General features: G+C 60.9%; 18 protein-coding genes. 11 read left to right on the forward strand and 7 right to left on the reverse strand.

The annotated features are described in order from the left end of the window. Positions 1 to 98 precede the first annotated feature (98 nt). Genes EGD98_RS15355 through EGD98_RS15365 form a run of 3 tightly spaced genes read left to right on the forward strand, consistent with a single transcriptional unit; the run spans position 99 to position 1,438 of the window. Positions 99 to 377, forward strand: a complete 279-nt coding sequence (locus tag EGD98_RS15355; protein ID WP_220589237.1) for a 4a-hydroxytetrahydrobiopterin dehydratase — start codon at positions 99 to 101, stop codon at positions 375 to 377. Between the two features lies 1 nt (position 378). Continuing rightward, a complete protein-coding gene (gene lwrS / locus EGD98_RS15360; RefSeq protein ID WP_220589238.1) occupies positions 379 to 768 on the forward strand; it encodes an LWR-salt protein in 390 nt (129 codons plus the stop codon). A 43-nt stretch (positions 769 to 811) separates the two neighbouring features. Continuing rightward, positions 812 to 1,438, forward strand: a complete 627-nt coding sequence (locus EGD98_RS15365) for an HAD family hydrolase (RefSeq protein ID WP_220589239.1) — start codon at positions 812 to 814, stop codon at positions 1,436 to 1,438. Between the two features lie 49 nt (positions 1,439 to 1,487). Here EGD98_RS15365 and EGD98_RS15370 read toward each other — a convergent pair whose 3' ends face one another. The 4 genes from EGD98_RS15370 to EGD98_RS15385 form a co-directional block, all read right to left on the reverse strand. Continuing rightward, positions 1,488 to 2,390: a DUF7537 family lipoprotein gene (locus tag EGD98_RS15370; RefSeq protein WP_220589240.1), complete on the reverse strand. Its 903-nt coding sequence runs from the start codon at positions 2,388 to 2,390 to the stop codon at positions 1,488 to 1,490. Between the two features lie 198 nt (positions 2,391 to 2,588). Next, on the reverse strand, positions 2,589 to 3,362 hold the full coding sequence (locus EGD98_RS15375; protein ID WP_220589241.1) for a DUF7537 family lipoprotein: 774 nt from the start codon (positions 3,360 to 3,362) through the stop codon (positions 2,589 to 2,591). A gap of 98 nt (positions 3,363 to 3,460) precedes the next feature. Next, the gene (locus tag EGD98_RS15380) at positions 3,461 to 4,243 is read right to left on the reverse strand and encodes a DUF7537 family lipoprotein (protein ID WP_220589242.1); all 783 of its coding nucleotides are present in this window, start codon (positions 4,241 to 4,243) and stop codon (positions 3,461 to 3,463) included. Between the two features lie 47 nt (positions 4,244 to 4,290). Next, on the reverse strand, positions 4,291 to 5,220 hold the full coding sequence (locus tag EGD98_RS15385) for a molybdopterin-binding protein (protein ID WP_220589243.1): 930 nt from the start codon (positions 5,218 to 5,220) through the stop codon (positions 4,291 to 4,293). A gap of 99 nt (positions 5,221 to 5,319) precedes the next feature. On the opposite strand from EGD98_RS15385, the gene EGD98_RS15390 reads away from it, so the two are divergent. From EGD98_RS15390 to EGD98_RS15425, 8 genes are all read left to right on the forward strand, one after another. After that, positions 5,320 to 6,093 (forward strand): GIDE domain-containing protein, encoded by a 774-nt coding sequence (locus tag EGD98_RS15390; RefSeq protein ID WP_220589244.1) that lies wholly within the window; start codon positions 5,320 to 5,322, stop codon positions 6,091 to 6,093. Between the two features lie 199 nt (positions 6,094 to 6,292). Further along, on the forward strand, positions 6,293 to 7,069 hold the full coding sequence (locus EGD98_RS15395; RefSeq protein ID WP_220589245.1) for a GIDE domain-containing protein: 777 nt from the start codon (positions 6,293 to 6,295) through the stop codon (positions 7,067 to 7,069). A 793-nt stretch (positions 7,070 to 7,862) separates the two neighbouring features. Beyond that, positions 7,863 to 9,281 carry a glycosyltransferase family 87 protein gene (locus EGD98_RS15400; RefSeq protein WP_220589246.1) on the forward strand — a complete coding sequence of 473 codons (1,419 nt, stop codon included), beginning with the start codon at positions 7,863 to 7,865 and terminating at the stop codon, positions 9,279 to 9,281. A 338-nt stretch (positions 9,282 to 9,619) separates the two neighbouring features. Further along, complete coding sequence (locus EGD98_RS15405) at positions 9,620 to 10,204, forward strand: FkbM family methyltransferase (protein WP_220589247.1); 585 nt, start codon at positions 9,620 to 9,622, stop codon at positions 10,202 to 10,204. A 1,121-nt stretch (positions 10,205 to 11,325) separates the two neighbouring features. Beyond that, complete coding sequence (locus EGD98_RS15410) at positions 11,326 to 11,682, forward strand: Hsp20/alpha crystallin family protein (RefSeq protein ID WP_220589248.1); 357 nt, start codon at positions 11,326 to 11,328, stop codon at positions 11,680 to 11,682. 17 nt (positions 11,683 to 11,699) lie between these two features. Then, a complete protein-coding gene (locus EGD98_RS15415; RefSeq protein WP_220589249.1) occupies positions 11,700 to 13,394 on the forward strand; it encodes an ABC1 kinase family protein in 1,695 nt (564 codons plus the stop codon). Positions 13,395 to 13,480: 86 nt separating this feature from the next. After that, positions 13,481 to 14,239, forward strand: a complete 759-nt coding sequence (locus EGD98_RS15420; protein WP_220589250.1) for a response regulator — start codon at positions 13,481 to 13,483, stop codon at positions 14,237 to 14,239. A 184-nt stretch (positions 14,240 to 14,423) separates the two neighbouring features. Beyond that, positions 14,424 to 14,669 carry a DUF4242 domain-containing protein gene (locus EGD98_RS15425; protein WP_220589251.1) on the forward strand — a complete coding sequence of 82 codons (246 nt, stop codon included), beginning with the start codon at positions 14,424 to 14,426 and terminating at the stop codon, positions 14,667 to 14,669. A 172-nt stretch (positions 14,670 to 14,841) separates the two neighbouring features. Here EGD98_RS15425 and EGD98_RS15430 read toward each other — a convergent pair whose 3' ends face one another. The 3 genes from EGD98_RS15430 to EGD98_RS15440 are packed head-to-tail and all read right to left on the reverse strand — an operon-like array spanning position 14,842 to position 17,514. Then, on the reverse strand, positions 14,842 to 15,393 hold the full coding sequence (locus tag EGD98_RS15430; RefSeq protein WP_220589252.1) for a hypothetical protein: 552 nt from the start codon (positions 15,391 to 15,393) through the stop codon (positions 14,842 to 14,844). After that, positions 15,394 to 16,743 carry an NRAMP family divalent metal transporter gene (locus EGD98_RS15435; RefSeq protein ID WP_220589253.1) on the reverse strand — a complete coding sequence of 450 codons (1,350 nt, stop codon included), beginning with the start codon at positions 16,741 to 16,743 and terminating at the stop codon, positions 15,394 to 15,396. It abuts the gene before it with no gap. Continuing rightward, positions 16,744 to 17,514, reverse strand: a complete 771-nt coding sequence (locus EGD98_RS15440) for a phytanoyl-CoA dioxygenase family protein (RefSeq protein ID WP_220589254.1) — start codon at positions 17,512 to 17,514, stop codon at positions 16,744 to 16,746. Between the last annotated feature and the right edge of the window lie 107 nt (positions 17,515 to 17,621).

Here is a 17,621-nt window from a genome sequence, read left to right on the forward strand (position 1 = left end):
TTCGGGGCTTTCTGGCTGTTAGCACTATGGTTCTCTCAGTCGAACACAACAATTCCTAGCGGCCAAACCACTTTGAGGCTGGCAGGCCACCTGCCGGTATGGCAGACCTGCTTTCCGACGACGAGATAAGCGACCAGCTTCCCGCGGCGTGGGACCGCGAGGGCGACGAAATCGTCCGCGTCTACGAGTTCGACGACTATCTCGGTGCCTCGGGCTTTCTCGCCGCCGCCGCGGGCGTCGCCGAGGACGCCTGGCATCACCCCGAGATGACCGTCCGCTGGGGGGAGTGTGAGGTACGGCTGACGACCCACGACGCCGGCGGTATCACCGGCAACGACATCGACATGGCCGAACGGCTGGACAACGTCTACGAGTAGCGTGGTCGCCCACGACCCGGCCGGGACGGGGGCCCGGTACGTCTTCCGCGTGACCGTCCGGCTCGACCCCCTGCCAGGCTACCGCGCCGACCCCGACACGTTCGAGACCGTCCTCTCCAGAGCGGCCGACCCACCCGTCGAGGACGGCTGGCTGTTCTTCCGGGACACGCTCTGGCGCGGCGAACTCGGTGACGCCGCCCACGGTCGTCGGCTGGCCGAGGACGCCCTCGAGGTCCCGGTCGAGTCGGTAACGTTCAGCGAACTCCGGACGAGCGAGGCGTATCTCGACGACCTGAAAGCCGCTATCGCCGAAGAACTCGACGCGTTCAACGCCGAGAACGTCTCGGAGGTGCTGAAGAAGTATCTGGGGAGTTCGATTCACGTTACGTAGGGGCAGAAAGGCTTTACACGCGACTCCCCTATCTATCGCTCCAATGGCAGAGTACGACTTCTGGCTGTTCGACCTCGACGGGACGCTCGTCGACGTCGACCCGGCGTACCCGGTCGACGTGATGGAGCGGGTCGGCGACCGGCTCGGCCAGGGGTTCAGCGAGCGGGAGGCCGCGCTGCTGTGGTACGGCCAGGGTGAAGCTCGACGCAGCCTGCTGGCCGAGCGCGAGGTCGACCCCCAGCGGTTCTGGGATATCTTCCACGAGGAGGAAGACCCGCTCGCCCGTGCCGAGGCGACCTATCTGTACGACGACGTCGAGACCTTCCTCAGCGAGCGAACGGAGCCCGTGGGGCTGGTCACCCACTGTCAGGAGTATCTGACCGGGCCGATTCTCGACGGGCTGGACATCGGCGACTGGTTCGACACCGTCGTCTGCTGTGACGACGACATCGGCTGGAAACCGGACCCGGACCCGGTCCACCGCGCGATGGCCGACCTCGGTGTGGGCCACAACGGTCACACCGGCGTCCTCGCCGGCGACAACCCGGGCGACATCGGTGCCGCCTGGAACGCCGGTCTCGACGGTATCCACGTCGAGCGCGACTCGCCGCTGTCGAAAGACCGCTGTGTCAGGGGCGACCACCGGGTCAGGTCGCTGCGAGAGCTGTAGCGTCCTCGGTGTGTGTGTGGGAAAAAAGCGGGTCGTGGACGGTCCAGCCCTAGCCCTGACTGCTCGCTTCCGCTTCGGCCTCGTCGAACCAGCTCGGCTGGGTGACGTCGGTACTGGCGTCCGTGCTCAGGTTGTAGCGCATCGTTGCCCCGCCTTCGGGTGATTCGGTCTCGATGCTCGCGTCGTGCATCACGCCGTCAGGGCCGACCACGAGCCGCCCCGACGCCGCGGTGGCGTTCTCCAGCGCCGGTGCGTTGTAGTCGGACTCCTGTAACGCGGTCTGGTTGATGGCGCTCGACTCGAACACGTACGCCTCTTCACCGTCGACAGTCGTCGTGCCGGCCGTCTCCCACTCCATCAGTCCAAGATAGTCGATGTACATCACTGGGATGAGGAATCTAATTCTCGTTTCGAACGAGAGGCTGCTCTCGTTGTTCCCGTACGAGATCTCACCGCTGGTGGTGTTACGCTTCGCGTAGGTCTCGTCTTCGGTAATGTAGTACTCCAATTTGCTGCTCGTACTCGTTTCGTTTATCACCATCAGCGTCTGCTCACTGTCGTTTCGGAGCGTGAAAGTAAACCGGCCCTCGGTTGCGGGGCCGGAGAGCTCGAAGTCGGTCGGCGAATCGAACACCTGGTCGCCGCTTGCGTTAACTAGCGCAGAAGTGTTGGTCACCTCGCCGTTCGAGACGCCCGGGAGGCTGTTGAAGCCGTCACCGGTGGTGGTACTGTTGTCGTCACCGGTGTCCATATCGCCGTCGTCACCGGTGTCCGTTTCCGTCCCGGACTCCGTCCCCATCTCCTCGCTGGGGGTGGTGTCGCTCATGGTGTCTGTCCCCGTCTCGGTCTGGTCGTCGCCCATCTCCGTCGTCGGCGTCGAACCGGTGTCACCCGTGCTACAGCCGGCCAGGGCGACCATACAGACGACCAGAACAGCGATTCCTTTTCGCATTATTTCTATACTCAGTCAAGGTTGATAAAAAAATTTCACAATGAAATTTTCCGGTAATAGTCACAGCATTCGCCTGAATCGGGCGGACAGATAGCGGCGCTGACCGTCGGGTCAGTGGCACCGGGGAATCGGTTCGGTCCCCCTGCCTGGCCCGGTCTTCAATCGGAAAAATGTCCGCTAAAGGGCCAGCGCGTAACTTCAGGAACTGGACGACTCGGCTTGCGCTTCGGCTTCGTCGTACCAGTCGGGCTGCGTAACCGTGATGCTCTCGCTGGTATCGAGCGTGAACGTCATCGTTGCCGAATCTTCCGTGGTCGATATGTTCATCTGTCCGCTCCGGATGATGCCATCGCTGTCGACGGTCACACGTGCATCGACCGTGGTGTTCGACGACCTGAAAGAGGAGTTTTGCCTCTCGGCCGCGGTGTCGTTTATCGAACTCGATTCGAGGACGTAGCGCGGCTCACCGTCGACGGTCGTTGTGCCCGCAGTTTCCCACTCCATGACCTCGAAGGTACTCACGTAAATGCTGGGGACGAACAGCACGAAACTAGCGAAACGCTGTTCTCCGTAGGTGGTCTCGCCCGTCGTGGTGTTTCGCTTGGCGTCGGTCCCGTTGTGGACATAGTAGATCGTTTTCCCGCTCTGATTCGTCGTCGAGATTTCGTAGAGCTGCGATTTGGTGTCGTTCCGATAACCAACTGTGTATCCGCTGTTTTTCTCCTCCGCGGAGAAGTCGAAGTCCACGTACCCCGACAACCCCTCACCGTAGAAAGTGTCAAGAAGCGAGGAAACATTCGTGACCTCGCCGTTCTCGACGCCGTCGAGGTCGTTGATGGAGCCCTCCATCGTGGGTGCCGATTCGTTCGAGTCCGCCGTCCCCGTCGCTGTCGGTGTCCCACCGGTTCCGCCGGTGTTACAGCCGGCCAGAAGCACCGTTAGGACAACCAGGATAGTCGCAATTTTTCGCATGGTACCACGTGCCGTATAATATATAATAGATGTTACGGCATCCCGAACCCCACGTTGGGAATCGGTTCAGGTCGGTGCTGAACCGCTGTGGGCCGTCGCTACTCGGCCGCTGCCGTCGCTTCGTCCTCGTCGTACCAGTCGGGCTGTGAGACGGTGATGCTCTCGCTGGTATCGAGTGAGAAAACCATCTGAATTGACATATCCTCGCTCGATATGTCGAAGTCCCCGCTCCGGATGATGCCATCGCTGTCGACGGTCAGGCGTGCGTCGACCGTCGTGTTCGACGACCTGACGGAGTAGTTCTCGTTCTTGGCCGCAGTGTCGTTAACCGAATTCGATTCGAGGACGTAGCGCAGTTCGCCGTCGACAGTCGTGGTTCCGGCAGTTTCCCACTCCAAGGTTTCTGCTTGGGATGTGAGTGCCTGGACGTACAACAGCGGGAACTGCGGGATGTACACTTTTCCGTAGGTGACCTCGCCCGTCGTCGTGTTTCGCTCGGCGTCGGTCCCGTTGTGGACGTAGGTAACCGTCTTCCCGGTCTGATTCACATCCGAAAACTCGTAGAGCTGGGCGTTGGTGTCGTTCCGATAGCTGACGGTGATGCTGGCGCTCTCGTTCTCTGTCGAGCTCTCTGTTGAGAAATCTAGGTCCGCGTGCCCCGACAACCCATCCTGGTTGAAGGTCTCAAGCAGCGCGGAGATGTTCGTTACCGCGCCGTTCTCGACGCCCGCCAGGTCGTTGACGGTCGTGTTCCCTATCGTCGGTGCCGATTCGTTCGAGTCCGCCGTTCCCGTCGCTGTGGGAGTTCCACCAGTTCCGCCGGTGTTACAGCCGGCCAGCAGGACGGTCAGTACCACCAAAACGGTCGTTATCGTTCGCATCTACAGCCACGTTTCAGACACGCTGGCATAAATTTTCCCCATCTAAATCACGGAATATAGTCCCAGTCCTCGACCGTGGCGGTATCACCGGCACCGGGGTCGGGCTCTTCGGCCGGCGCCGTCACCCAGCCGTCGGCCCGCGTCGCGGTCGCCAGGTCGGTCCCCGACAGCGGCGTCGCCGCACTGTCCTCGAGCGCGACCGGGACGAACGACCGGACGGCGGGGTCCGTTTCGAGTGAGTCGGCCAGCGTCGCCTGACGGGTCGGGTGGTCCGACAGCGGTGCGTCGCCAAAGCCCTTCAGCAGGGGCCGAAGCAGCTGGACCGCACCCACGCGAGCGGCGACGGGCGACTCCGGCAGCAAGAGGACGGGCCGGTCCTGGACCACGGCCAGCCCCGTTTCGCGGCCAGGTGCGATGGCGACGCGGTCGGCGACGATGTCGCCCAGTTCGCGGACTACCTCGCGCACCGTATCGCCCGGCTCGGTGCCGGTCAGAACCACGACGTCCCGCGTGAGGTCGCGCTGGACGGCCATCCGCAGGGCGGGGGCGTCGTCGGCGACGGCGTTGCGGTAGGTCACCTTGCCGCCCCACCGGTCGGCGTACTGGGCGAGCGTGAATCCGGCCGTCTCGACCCGCTCGTCCGGGCCGGCGTCGTACTCGACGAGCCCGTCGCCGGTCGGGACGATGCCGACCTGCGGACGCTGTCGGGCGAGTACCTCGTTCACGCCCGCGGCCTTCAACAGCCCCAGGTCGGCGGGTCGGAGCTGGTGGCCACGCTGGAAGACGGTGTCGTCGACGCCGACGTCGGCGCCGGAAATCCGGTCGTTGGCCGTCGCGTCGGTCGCCAGCACGCGCCCGACCGCGACCGACAGCGGGATGCGGTCGGTCCGGTCGACCGGCACCGCGTAACTGCCAAGCTGGCGGCGAGCGGTCTCCAGCGTACACTCCTCTACGTCGGTCGGCGAGGCCCCGGCCATATTCGCTGTTGGCGCTACTGGGGCAAAAGCGTCCGGAGTCCTGGGATGGGTTCACATATACCGACAACGCTTTTGATTCGGCCAGACGGTCCCGAAGATATGGTCCTCCCGCAGCTCGTCGCCCTCGGTGCCCTCGCCGTCGGTGGCTACTTCTGTTACACCGGCGGCCGTCGACTCCAGACCGTCTTCCACATCCTCCGGAACGACCCCCTGCCCGTGCGCGACCTCCACGGCCACCGCGGCCCCGTCGAGATAGAGGGCCGGGCCGTCGAGGGCGACGCCGGCACCGTCGAGGCACCCTTCACCGGCTCGCGCTGTCTGGCCTACACCTACGAGGTCGAAGAGCTTCGCCAGTCGGGCAAGACCCAGTCCTGGAAGACGCTGGACACCGGGATGGGCGGCGTCGACTTCGTCGTCGACGACGGCACCGGGCGGGTGGTCGTCAATCCCGACGGCGCGGACATCCACCTCGAATCGCACTCGGTGACGATTCCGCCCAACACCGAGTTGCCCGAGCGAATCGCCCAGTACGTCGCCGAAAACGAGAACGTCGACCCGCAGGACCGGGTGATAGACCTGAAGATAACGCAGTTCGAGGTCGGTAACAACCAGCGGTTCACCGAGCGCCGCCTCGACGTCGGCGAGACGGTGTACGTCTACGGGCAGGCGACACGGGGGCCATCCGCCGAGTGGGGGAGCAACCTCGTCGACGCGCTCGTGGGCGACGGAGCGGGGACGCCGGTGTTCGTCATCTCCGATACCGACGAACGCGGGACGGCGTGGCGAATCGCTCGTGGCGGGCTCTGGCGGGCCGGGCTGGGTCTCGCTCTGGTCGCGGCCGCCGTGGGACTCACACTCTCGGCGCTCGTGTGAGAATCCGATAGACTCCATCTCACACACTGAAAACGCTTTTATACGACTTGACTGGCTTGAACGTATGGGCCTTCCGGAGCACATTTTGGCCACCGTCTTCGCTAGCGACCCCAAGCCTTTCTTCTTCCAGCTCGTGTGCCTCGCCGGTGTCGCCCTCGGCCTCCACATCTGTTACAAAGCTTTTCGCCGACTGACTCGTGTGTACCCGATACTCAGCAACGACCCGCTGCCGGTGGCGCAACTCCACGGTCACCGCGGTCCCGTCGAGATCGAGGGACAGGCCGTCGAGGGCGACGACGGCACCGTCGAGTCGCCCTTGACCGGAACCCGCTGTCTGGCCTACAGTTACAAGCTCGAGGAATACGTCCGGGAAGGAGGTAACCGGAAGTGGGCGACGGTCGGAGCGGGGATGGACGGTGTCGAGTTCGTCGTCGACGACGGCACCGGACGGGTGGTCGTCGACCCCAACGGCGCGGATATCAATTGCCAACCTCACTCGGAGCGGGTCAGGTCCGGACGCGAGCCACCCAACGTCAGCGACGCCGTCGAATTCATCGACTCGAGTGAGAAAGTATACGGGTTCACCTACCGCAGAACACTCACAGATGATGTCGTCGAATCCGTGGACTCGAATGAGAAAGCGTTCGGGTTCAGCGAGCTCAAACAACCCACAGACGATGCCGACGAACCACTCCGGCTAATCCGGGACAACAAACAGCGATACACCGAGCGCCGTCTCCACCCGGGCGACGATGTACACGTCTACGGGCAGGCCCGACGCGGGCCGTCCGTCGAGTGGGGGAGTAGCCTCGTCGACGTGATGGTGGGCGACGGCGACGAAGCGCCGATGTTCGTCATTTCGGACACGGACCAGGGAGGGGCGGCGCGGCGAGTCGCCTGGCGGGGACTCCGGAAAGCGGGGTTCGGACTGCTCATCACCCTGTGGTTGGGTGGATTTTTCGTCCTGCTAATGTGATTGTTCTACGACCGGCTCATCGCGCCGATTACAGCCTCTATCGTACTTTCGGAGATATTCACCAAGGTCCGAAACCACGCTCTAACTCATCGCTTCGGACGAGGCAGTTCGCCTCTACCTGCGTGCCCGTCAGAACGAAGTAACCGACGCGACCAGCGACCCCTACCGGAGTACAAACTCGAAAAGTTCGTAGAGGGGTGCGGGACGGAAGACGTAGCGAATCTGAACCGGCTTTCGGGGGTGACCTGCTCCGGTTCCAGCAGTACCGTGCCCAAGACCTGAACAACGTTTCGCTCGAAGGCCAACTCAACGCTCTATGTACCCGGAAATACTTGACGACGGCGTCGAACAATCATATATCCAGAAGCAGGACGAATTCCCGGAAGCCAATATACCTGAATACGAGGCCACCTGCTTGCCGAACTCGAAGACAAGCGCAGTCGAGAATTTACCGAGCAAAGAACAAAATTGGCCGTCGCGTTGGCTCGTCTTATCGGGGATATTGACTGACGAAATGGCCTTCAATCAGTGTCCGAAAAATGACAACAAGGGTGTTTAAGATATAAACCACCATGGTCATTCCTTCGCGGCAATTCTACCCAGAGAATCGGACAATCACAGAGGGCGGGGGGGGTCAAGGGATTTAGGGTTACAGGTGAATCGCGCGACTCCTAAATCGCTTATATCGATTCTTCGTCTTATTCCATGAACGTGGTCAATTAATGACAAAAATGACACAATTCTTAACAGGATTTCGGAACAGTAATTGTACCATCTGGTATAAGCGGATACCATGTTGAGTGAAATAGAGAATATATTCGCCCGTCTTGGGTTCTACTCGCTCTTATTGGGGTTGGTGGTAGGAATTGGCATTTTGATTCCTACTATTGGAATATCCCCTATCTGGATGATATCAGCATTTGTAATTGGGTTCGTATTTTTAATTTCAAGTTATGGTATATTCCGTCTCCAGATTTCTTCTACAGAATCGAGAGAAGATATACTGTGGTGTATATTACTTTCTCCAATCGTTCTGTATATTCCTTTGAACTTAATTCTCATGTATGTCGGATTAGTACAACAACCGAGATTGCAGGATTTTGGGGCCTACTATAATGGTGCTGTTCGATTCCTTAACGGCGCTCCACTTTACCAAACGACCCAAGAAATTCCTTCTATACAGGCAGAGATTTCCGGGGATATGCCGTACCTTTATCCACCTATTTTTATATTATTGTTTGTCCCTTTTACTGTTTTACCGGCCACAGCTGCCGGTTTGGTTTGGGATATATTGGTACTTGTGTTCCTTGTCTGGTCAGTTTCAAAATTAGTTTCCACATTCACTGTGAATATTACGGATAGCAGCCGAGTTCTGTTATATCTATCTGTTATATCTTTTGCGCCAACAATAACTTGGATTAAAGCGGGGCAAGTATCTGGCCTACTGACTGGATTACTTTGTTTATCAGGTGCTGCTCTTCGCACAAAACGGGATGGTCAAAGTGGTATGCTTACGACACTTGGTAGTGCTATTAAACCTTTTTATGCAACAAGTGGTGCACATTTACTTCGGAGTCGTAAACGTTTATTTTCTTCTCTATGGACGGGTCTTTTTGTTCTTCTGTTCGGGTTGCTGATATTTGGATTAGAGAGCCACGTGGAATACCTAAATATTCTTATAGGAGGGAAAGGATGGGAGTCCACAACACTGGAGCCAAATAAGTGGAACGCCGGTCACTTCAACCCCTTTTTCCTATTGGGTTCACTAAAACACCTCCCAAGAATCATCCTCGTTTTTATTACAATTGGATTGGCATTGCATTCAAACGAGTCAAAGATACCAATTGAGTATATTTTCGCACTTGGTGTGGCCATTGTCCCGATAGCAGGGCCAACGACAAACACACTTGCCTTGAGTACGGCTATCCCGGCTATCGTAATGGTTGGATTTTATGAAATGGAAAACGATGGGGATTTTCCAAAACTGCTAATCGTTAGTGCCCTTCTCATACATATCCATCCCTACACAATTGAATTCGTTAGTAAGTTTGGCCCCCGAATTTATCCAGAAATCGAACGGATAACTCCGATTATCCCACTTCTTCAACCTGCACTCTATGGGATGGCACTATTGATAGGATACATAATATCCCAGTCGTGGGAAAATGCTTCAGGCGTGTCTTTAGTTGGTTGGATTCGGAGAGGCTTCTGACCCCTCCGTCTGGTCCCCCGTGCGCCCCCCATGCCTCACTTACTTGAGCGGACATCTAATCCATCTGAATAGTAAGCAGGCCAGAAGATAGATGCAGACAGAACGAGATAGCACACATTATGTTAGAACTTTACTCTCGGGCCCTCACACGGCTTCAAAACGGTGGGATTCGAGGCCTTGCCGTTGGCACACGTCAGTTTCTTAATTACAAGTTACGGCCCTATTACTGGCAAATTCGCCACCTATCCAGTAACGAGACAATAACTATTTCAACAAATGACATTGAGGTAGAATTTGTTACAAAAAATTGGCGTGAAACAAAGCGTTGGGAGACCCTTATGGGAGAGAGAGAGGTATTGGAAACACTCGTATCCGAGGTTAGGTCAGATGACACTGTGTGGGATATTGGAGGCAGCTGGGGGATGTTTACGACGCCGCTGGCCGCAACTGGTGCAGATGTCTCCGTGTTTGAACCAGTCCCCGACCGAGCGAATAAAATCAAGCGGAATCTCTCTCAAAATGATCTATCGGCAACCATTAACCAATTCGCACTTGGAGCAGAACGTAAGGAACTAACAGTAGCAATTGAAGGGAAGAACCCGGGAGGCTTGACCGAGAGCGATGGTGCAATTCAAACGGCTGTTCGACCGGGCGATTCCGTTGTTAATGAATCGCGTATAGAGGTGCCAACAGTACTAAAAATCGATGTTGAAGGTGCAGAGGTTGATGTACTTAAGGGACTTTCCCAAATATTGGCCCGTCCGGAATGTAGACTGCTTGTTATTGAGGTGCATAGAGACCTATTAGGTCAATTTAGAGCCACAGAGTCCGAATTATACGAGCTTTTGGACGGTTTCAACGTAGAGACATTGTCGCAGAGAAACGATGAAAATTACCATCTGATTGCGAAAAGAGAAACATAGTGGCTGAACGATTGTCTCGTTGAGTCTGTGATATTCAATCGAGTGTCGGAGATTGATTCCCAAGGTAGGTGGCCCCTCTGTAGGGATTGTTAACTGTCTCCTCGGCGGCAACCAGACTAATAGAGACTACTATCTTCTTGGTCACCCAGTGACCCCCGGCGACCCCATCTGTCCCCCTCGCCGGACACCCGGCTGGCCCACCACCCGTCCCCCCGGGTGCCTCCCCGTGCCCAAACGGCGCCGCGAGTGTCACAGAGGGAATGAGACGACACCTGTCACCGGCGACCGGGTGAGGCGGCCCTATCCCTCTACCGGGACGGTACCCACCACAGGGATTGTGGTGACGAACGTGTCTGATCATCAGCGGCGGTGGTGACGAATCAGTTTCTCCCTGTTCGGCGGGTGGTTTCAGAGCGGTGAATACCAGCATAGAGTGCCAAACCAATTTCAGAGGTTCGGCTTTCAAATTCCACCCCCGATTGGGAATGTTTGAGTGCGACGACGAGGTTTCGGCCTCAATGTTTCTTACAGTAGTATAGTACGGTAAGAGACACAGAGGTTTTAGGATAGTCTGAACTCTCGGCCGCTTTTGAAGACACTGAACGGCTCACAGGCGTCGATAGAACTGATGCCCCATTACTCAATAAGTCTTTGAAGCCTCGCACATTGGCTGTCGGCGCTCTGGTTGAACTCTGGTGGCACAGTGTTCCCGCCGCGCTCGCGCGTCGAAGCCACTTAGGATTAACCAACGATACTCGTGAACCCGGTCGTGTGTTGGGTAACAGTGGTCCCAGAATTCCCGAAACACCATGAATCGGCTCCTTCAGGGGCTCTTGTCTGCGTATTCGCTCCGAAAGCGGGGGAGGACTGAAACGGCTACGGCCCCTACGTATGTATGAAAGCCCACGAGGGCGTGGCGGCAAACATCGGCAATGTGGGTATCAACGGCAGCGAAACTGGTGCTTTATTTAAACACCGTGCCGTTGTCCCACGTATGCAGACTCACACCGTCCCGGTCGGCTTCGACTACAGGCCGTTGACCAGCCTGTGAGTGACGACCCGCAGTCGGCGAGACTGTCGAAACCGCCGGGTTTACCACTGCGCCATCCCTAGGTCGCCCTATGTCAGCGCTGCGTGAAGCGTTAGGGTCGCTTCCAGACGCCGTGTTCGCGGACGTGCTCGAATCCGAGGAGGGGTACCTGCTCGTGTTGGACCTGCCGGGCGTGACCGCCGACAGCCTCGAAGTCTCGGTCGAGGGCGGCCGTCTCGTTATCGAGGGCCAGCGCAGCAAGGACGTGCCTCGGGAGTTCCGCTTCGTCCGCGAGGACCGCTCGGTGTTCCTCGACGTCGAGCTGCCCCTGCCGCCGGACGCCACCGGCCAGGGCGCAGAGGGGACGGTCTCTCGCGGGGTCCTCGAACTCACGATTCCGAAGGCCTCGGCCGCGCCGAGCACGACGATTCCCATCGACGAGGCGTGAGAAGAGGTGCCCTGTAGGTGAATCTCCGCGCGTACTGGCGGTTCCTCGTCGTCGCCCGGCAGTTCCTCCCCCTGATGCTCGCGTACGCCCGCGACCGGAAGCGGTTCCTCCTGTTCGGGTCGTCGCGGCGAGTCACGAGCGAACAGCGCCGCGAGCGTGCCCAGTCGCTGCTCGATTCGCTGTTGACGCTTGGCCCGACGTTCATCAAACTCGGACAGCTGCTGTCGACGCGGCCGGACGTGCTCCCGCCGGAGTATATCGACGAGTTCGCGGCGCTGCAGGACCGTGTGCCGCCGGCCGACTGGGACCGTGCGAAGGTCGTCCTCGAAGAGGAACTCGGCCCCGTCGACGAGCGCTTCGCCGAGTTCGACACCGACGCCATCAGCGGCGCGTCGCTGGGCCAGGTGTATCAAGCCCGGGTCGACGGCCAGGACGTCGCCGTGAAGATCCGACGGCCCGAAATCGAGGACCTCGTCGAGGCCGACCTCCGGGTCATCCGCTGGTCTCTGCCCATCCTGATGTACTTCCTCGGCGACGCACGGTCGTTCTCGCTGGAGACCCTGGCCGACGAGTTCGCCAAGACCATCCGCGAGGAGATGGACTACGAGCGGGAGGCCGACATGCTCCGGGAGATTCGGGGCAACTTCACGGACAACGACCGCATCCGCATCCCCGCCGTGATGGAGAGCCACTCCACCCGGCGCGTGCTCACGATGGAGTACGTCCCCGGCACGAAGATAAACGACATCGACGACCTCGACGAGCGGGGGTTCGACCGGACCGAACTCGCGGAGACGCTGCAGGAGGCGTACCTCCAGATGATAATCGACGACGGCGTCTTCCACGCCGACCCCCACCCCGGCAACCTCGCCGTCCAGGCGGACGGCAAGCTCGTCTTCTACGACTTCGGGATGTCGGGCCGGGTCGACCCGTTCGTCCAGGAGAAGATTGTCGACTTCTACGCCGCCGTCGCCGACCAGAACATCGAGGCTATCCTCGACGCCCTCATCGAGATGGGGACCCTCTCGCCCGAGGCCGACCGGCAGGTGATGGGCGACGTGATGGAGCTGGCAATCGCCGACGCCCGCGGGGAGGACATCGAGCAGTACCGCGTCCAGCAGATCGTCCAGCAGGTAGAGGACACCATCTACGAGTTTCCACTCCGGTTGCCCGCGAACCTGGCGCTCGTCCTCCGGGTCGCCACCGTCGTCGAGGGGGTCTGTGTGACGCTGGATCCCGATTTCGACTTCATCTCGGTCGCGACCGGCTTCCTCCGAGAGGAGGGGCACATCACCGCCGGCGTGAAAAACTACGTCGAGGACCGCGCCACCGAGGTGACCGACGCCGCCCAGTCCGCCGTTCGAATCCCACCGAAACTCGAATCGGTCCTCGACAGGGTCGAGCGGGAGGAACTCACCGTTCGGGCCGACATCGAGGACTCCGACCGCCTGCTGGCGACGATGACCAAACGCCTCATCCTGGGAATGTTGCTCGCCAGCACGCTGTTCTCGACGGCGTTCCTCTACGCAGAGGCGGGGCTGGTCGTCTCGGGTATCGCCGGCCTCGCGGTGCTCGCGCTCGCGCTCGCGCTGTGGTGGTCGTTCCGCCAGAAGAAGGGCGTCCGCGCGAAACCGCAGTTCACCCGACAGAGTATGCGCGAACGTGAGGGCGGCAACGTCGGCGCGATGGGGCTGCCCGGCGAGGACGAGTAGGCCACACTTTGCACGTTGTTGGCTGTTTTCACCGCTGAGAATCGCGAGCGAACTATTATCTCACCGCTCGCTAACGTACGCACAGAATGGCCACTACCACCGACGAGCCCGTTCAGGTGCTCCACGTGGACGATAGCTCCGGACTTGGCGACCTGGTCCAGCACTATTTGGAGGCCGGTGAGAGCGGCCTACGTTGTGAAGTGACGACCGAGACGGCTCCCCGAGATGCCCTAGAGCGCATTCGCGGGAGCGAGACGGCGTTCGACTGTGTCGTTACCGATTACCGGATGCCGGGGATGACTGGCATCGAACTGCTCGACGCGATTCGGGAGACAGAGCCGACCTTGCCGGTCCTGCTGTTCTCCAGGGAGGAGACCGACAGCGTCGCCGCGGAGATAATCAGTGCCGGCCTCTCGGATTACCTCCAGAAGGGGTACGGGACGGAGCCGTACACGATGCTCATCCGGCGTGTCGAACACGCCGTCCACTCGGAGGGACAGTTCGACGCGTCGGTCGAGGCGGAGCTGGACGGGGTGGGAATCATCGGTCCCGACGAGCGCTTCGAACGGGTGGACGAGCTGTACGCGTCCGTCTACGGCTACGAACCCGACGAAATCGTCGGGAAACACTGGACGGAACTCCACCCGGACAGCGAGGTCGACCACGTCAGGTCGAACGTGTTGCCAGTGGTTCGGGAGGGCGGCAAGTGGGAGGGACGAAGCGAGGGGCTCCGCGCCGACGGCGACACCTTCACCGAGTCGAAGCTGGTGACGGCGCTCGACGACGAACGGCTTCTCATCGCCGTCTCCGATATCGACCAGACGGGGTCGGTCAGCGGCGACTGAGTTCGACCACGCCGTCGGCCCAGCGCCATCGTCGCGTCGGTGGACAGACGGCCCCGGCGTTCTCGGGGAGTAATTCACTCGTTACTGGCGACACCTGGCCACCATCTCCACGCAAGCCGTCTCAAATATCAAAATACTGTTATATTTGGCGAGTGTCAACTACCGAGGTACGATGCCACTGTTTATGGACGTTCACAGAGACGTAGACGCGACCGTAGATGACGTTATCGAGGCACATGAGAAAGACGTCGAGACACAGCAAGAGTACGACGTCGAGTATCTGAACTACTGGGTCGACGAGGACGAGGGTGCGGTCTTTTGCCTCTTCGAGGGACCGAGCAAGGAGGCGGGCGAGAAGGTCCACGAACACGCCCACGGTCTCACCGCCGACGAGATACACAAGGTCCACCAGGGCGAGCCATCCCACTAGCTCCTGAAGCCCGTGAGACCCGTCTCACACCTGTCACCGTGTTTTGCTGTGCCGACGGCGACGATACAAACAACCGCCACGCCCACGTGATTCACACTGCCGGCTGTAACAAACGCAAATAATTCGTCACCTCGGGGGTGGCAAATATTTTCACGAGCTACAGCCGGCAGTATCAGGACAGCTCGACCACGCGGTCGGCCCACGCTCGCAGCGCCGCAAGCGCCGCCCGCTCGTTCTCCGACACCGGATTCTCGACGCCGAGTTCGTCGCTCTCGAACGCGTTGAGCACGGCGCAGTCGGCCCGGTCGCAGTAGTCGGTCAGACGCTCGGTCAGCGCTCGGTCACTCTGTAACGCGATGGTGGCGTCGTTGACGAAGACGGCGGCGGGGTCGGCCGGTGCGGCGTCGAGCATCGCGGCCGCGTTGTCGGCGTTAGTCACCGCCAGCGCCAGTGTCTCGGCGTCGTCAGTGCCCTCCGAGCGGGGTGCGTGGGCGTCGACGACACCGTGGTAGGCGCCGTCGGGAACGGTCGTAAACTGCGTGAGCGGTCCGCCGAGTATCTTCCCGTCACGTTCGACCGTGGGCGCGAAATCGAGGAGGACGATGCCCTCGGGGCCGTGTTCGTCGACCCAGCTATCGAGCGTTCTGGCTGTCAGCTGGGTCTTCCCGACGTTCGAGGGGCCGACGACGAGGGTCGTGCCGTATAGTGGAACCGAGAGCGCCATTCAGTCGGCTGCCATCGCGGGCTCGGTGTCGTCGGCGAGCCAGTTCCTGACCGAGAGTCCCAGCAGCCCGACCATCGCCGCGCCCAGCACGGCGGCGAAGGCCAGGATGGCCAGCGAGACCGGGTCGGTCACCCCGCCCGCGGCCACGCGCTGGAGCCACTGGCCCGCGACCACGGTGCTGATGCCGACGAGCAGGAGACCGCCGACGTTCTCGACGACGGAGTTGGTCTGCGGGACGGCGGTCGGGTCGTTCAGCAGATAGAGGACCAGCGCGAGCACGAAGGGGGTGCCGACGAAGCCGATGGCCAGGGCCTGGACGAGCAGCCCGAAGACTGCGCCGGGGATGAACACGCCCAGCGCGCTGACGAGCGCGAACGCGGCCACAGTGGCCTGGTAGCGCGAGTCCGAGGTGTCCTGTGCCCAGCCCATCTTGTCCGCGACGAGATACGGCGGGACGACGGTGTTACCCCCGAGCGTCGTCACGGCCGCGCCCCACAGGCCCAGCAGGAACAGCCACTTGGCGTTGCTCCCGACCAGCGGTCCGAGCGCGTTCGCGGCGGCCACGACGCTGAGGCTCGGGTCCGAGAGGACCGAGGCGGCGACGAGGAAGATGGCGAGGCTGGCGACGCCGAAGGCGACCAGCATCGACGCGGCCACGTCGAAGCGAGCCAGCGCCGACTCCTCGGTCGTCCAGCCGCGGGCTCGCATCGTGTAGGACTGCATCGTCACCAGGGCGATGTGGACCGCACCGCCGAGGATGCCGGCCGCGAGCAGCGCGCCCTCGACGCCGGCCGGAATGGACGGGACGAGCCCGGTCGCGGCCGCACCGACGTCGATGGGGACGACAAAGAGCGACGCGACGAACAGCAGGACGACCAGCGAGACCAGTATCTTCGCACCCCACTCGGCGTAGCGGTAGCCGCCGCCGGCCAGTCCAATCGCCAGGACGACGCTCCAGGCGACTGCCCAGACGACGGGGGAAAGCCCCGTGACCTCGGCGGAGACGCCTGCGAGGGTCTTCATGATGACGAGCTGGGCGAGCCCGGCAGCGATGACCGTATCGGCAACCAGCAGCCACGCCCACGACGAGCCGAGGTTGTCCTCGACCGCGGAGACGATGCCGGCCTCGGTCAGCAGTCCCAGCCGCATCGCGAGATACTGCGCGGTCGTCCCCATCATCGCCGAGAGGACGACGACCCACAGGAGCGTGTAGCCAAAGCCCGCCCCCGCAGTCACGAGCGCGCCAATCGTCGCCGGCCCGACGGCGATGGCCCCTGCGAGCCACGTCGGCCCCATGTTCTGGAGTTTGCCGACAATCCCGCTTGCGTCGCTCGCGTCACTCGTCGCCATCTACACGCACCCCGGGAACGTGTCGCCACAGACGTGTTCGCTATCGACCCACGCCGGCGGGTCCTCGTCGGTGAATCGCGACCGGTTCCGCATATAGGAGGCGATGTAGGCCCGCCGCCAGTCGTCGGTCTCGTTGGGCGCGGTGTAGTGGGGCAACAGGCAGTGCTGGAAGAGCACGTCGCCGGGCTCCATCGGCAGGGCGACGGCGTCCTCGGGGCCGTAATCGGTCTCGGCGATGGTGATGTCGGTGTCGTACTCGATGGCCTCGTGACCCAGGAGGCCGTCCTTGTGGGCCCCCGGTACGACCTGCATACAGCCGTTCTCGGTCGTCGACTGGTCCAGGGCCATCCACACCGTCACGTGGTCCATCGGGTGGATGGGGTAGTAGGCGGCGTCCTGGTGGTACTTCTTCTCGCTGCCCACGCGTGGCGGCTTGAGCATGGCCGCGCTGCGGAGCAAGGAGCAGTTCGGCCCCTGGAGCTGTGTCACGATATCGACGACGTTCTCGTCGTGGACGAGGTCGGCGAAGACGTCGTCCTCGCGGACCATCCCCAGCCCCTCGAACTTCCGGACGGGGTCGGCGTCGCCGAGCGCGTCGGTGTCGGCCTCGGGTTCGAGCATCCGCTCGAACTGGCTCTCCTCGCGCTCGCCCCTGACATACGAGTCGATACGCTCGGTCACGCGCTCGACGACTGCGCCGTCGAGACAATCCTCGACGACGACGTAGCCGTCGCGCTGGTACTGTTCGAACTGCGCGTCGGATAGCTGCATACCACTGGGTTCTATCTGCCGGTAATAAGCCGTTCGACTCCGCCAAGTTATGCGGCCCGGGCAGCCAATCGGGGCGGCGCCCCGGATTCCAAACCGTTTATACTACA

Origin of the sequence: Haloarcula salinisoli (assembly GCF_019599405.1) — an archaeon.
GTDB classification, from domain to species: domain Archaea; phylum Halobacteriota; class Halobacteria; order Halobacteriales; family Haloarculaceae; genus Haloarcula; species Haloarcula salinisoli.

Excerpts from the sequence above, each read along its gene's own strand:
- EGD98_RS15355 (WP_220589237.1), top strand. The coding sequence starts at position 99 with ATGGCAGACCTGCTTTCCGACGACGAGATAAGCGACCAGCTTCCCGCG.
- EGD98_RS15365 (WP_220589239.1), top strand. The coding sequence starts at position 812 with ATGGCAGAGTACGACTTCTGGCTGTTCGACCTCGACGGGACGCTCGTC.
- EGD98_RS15370 (WP_220589240.1), bottom strand. The coding sequence starts at position 2,390 with ATGCGAAAAGGAATCGCTGTTCTGGTCGTCTGTATGGTCGCCCTGGCC.
- EGD98_RS15375 (WP_220589241.1), bottom strand. The coding sequence starts at position 3,362 with ATGCGAAAAATTGCGACTATCCTGGTTGTCCTAACGGTGCTTCTGGCC.
- EGD98_RS15380 (WP_220589242.1), bottom strand. The coding sequence starts at position 4,243 with ATGCGAACGATAACGACCGTTTTGGTGGTACTGACCGTCCTGCTGGCC.
- EGD98_RS15385 (WP_220589243.1), bottom strand. The coding sequence starts at position 5,220 with ATGGCCGGGGCCTCGCCGACCGACGTAGAGGAGTGTACGCTGGAGACC.
- EGD98_RS15390 (WP_220589244.1), top strand. The coding sequence starts at position 5,320 with ATGGTCCTCCCGCAGCTCGTCGCCCTCGGTGCCCTCGCCGTCGGTGGC.
- EGD98_RS15400 (WP_220589246.1), top strand. The coding sequence starts at position 7,863 with ATGTTGAGTGAAATAGAGAATATATTCGCCCGTCTTGGGTTCTACTCG.
- EGD98_RS15405 (WP_220589247.1), top strand. The coding sequence starts at position 9,620 with ATGGGAGAGAGAGAGGTATTGGAAACACTCGTATCCGAGGTTAGGTCA.
- EGD98_RS15410 (WP_220589248.1), top strand. The coding sequence starts at position 11,326 with ATGTCAGCGCTGCGTGAAGCGTTAGGGTCGCTTCCAGACGCCGTGTTC.
- EGD98_RS15420 (WP_220589250.1), top strand. The coding sequence starts at position 13,481 with ATGGCCACTACCACCGACGAGCCCGTTCAGGTGCTCCACGTGGACGAT.
- EGD98_RS15425 (WP_220589251.1), top strand. The coding sequence starts at position 14,424 with ATGGACGTTCACAGAGACGTAGACGCGACCGTAGATGACGTTATCGAG.
- EGD98_RS15430 (WP_220589252.1), bottom strand. The coding sequence starts at position 15,393 with ATGGCGCTCTCGGTTCCACTATACGGCACGACCCTCGTCGTCGGCCCC.
- EGD98_RS15435 (WP_220589253.1), bottom strand. The coding sequence starts at position 16,743 with ATGGCGACGAGTGACGCGAGCGACGCAAGCGGGATTGTCGGCAAACTC.
- EGD98_RS15440 (WP_220589254.1), bottom strand. The coding sequence starts at position 17,514 with ATGCAGCTATCCGACGCGCAGTTCGAACAGTACCAGCGCGACGGCTAC.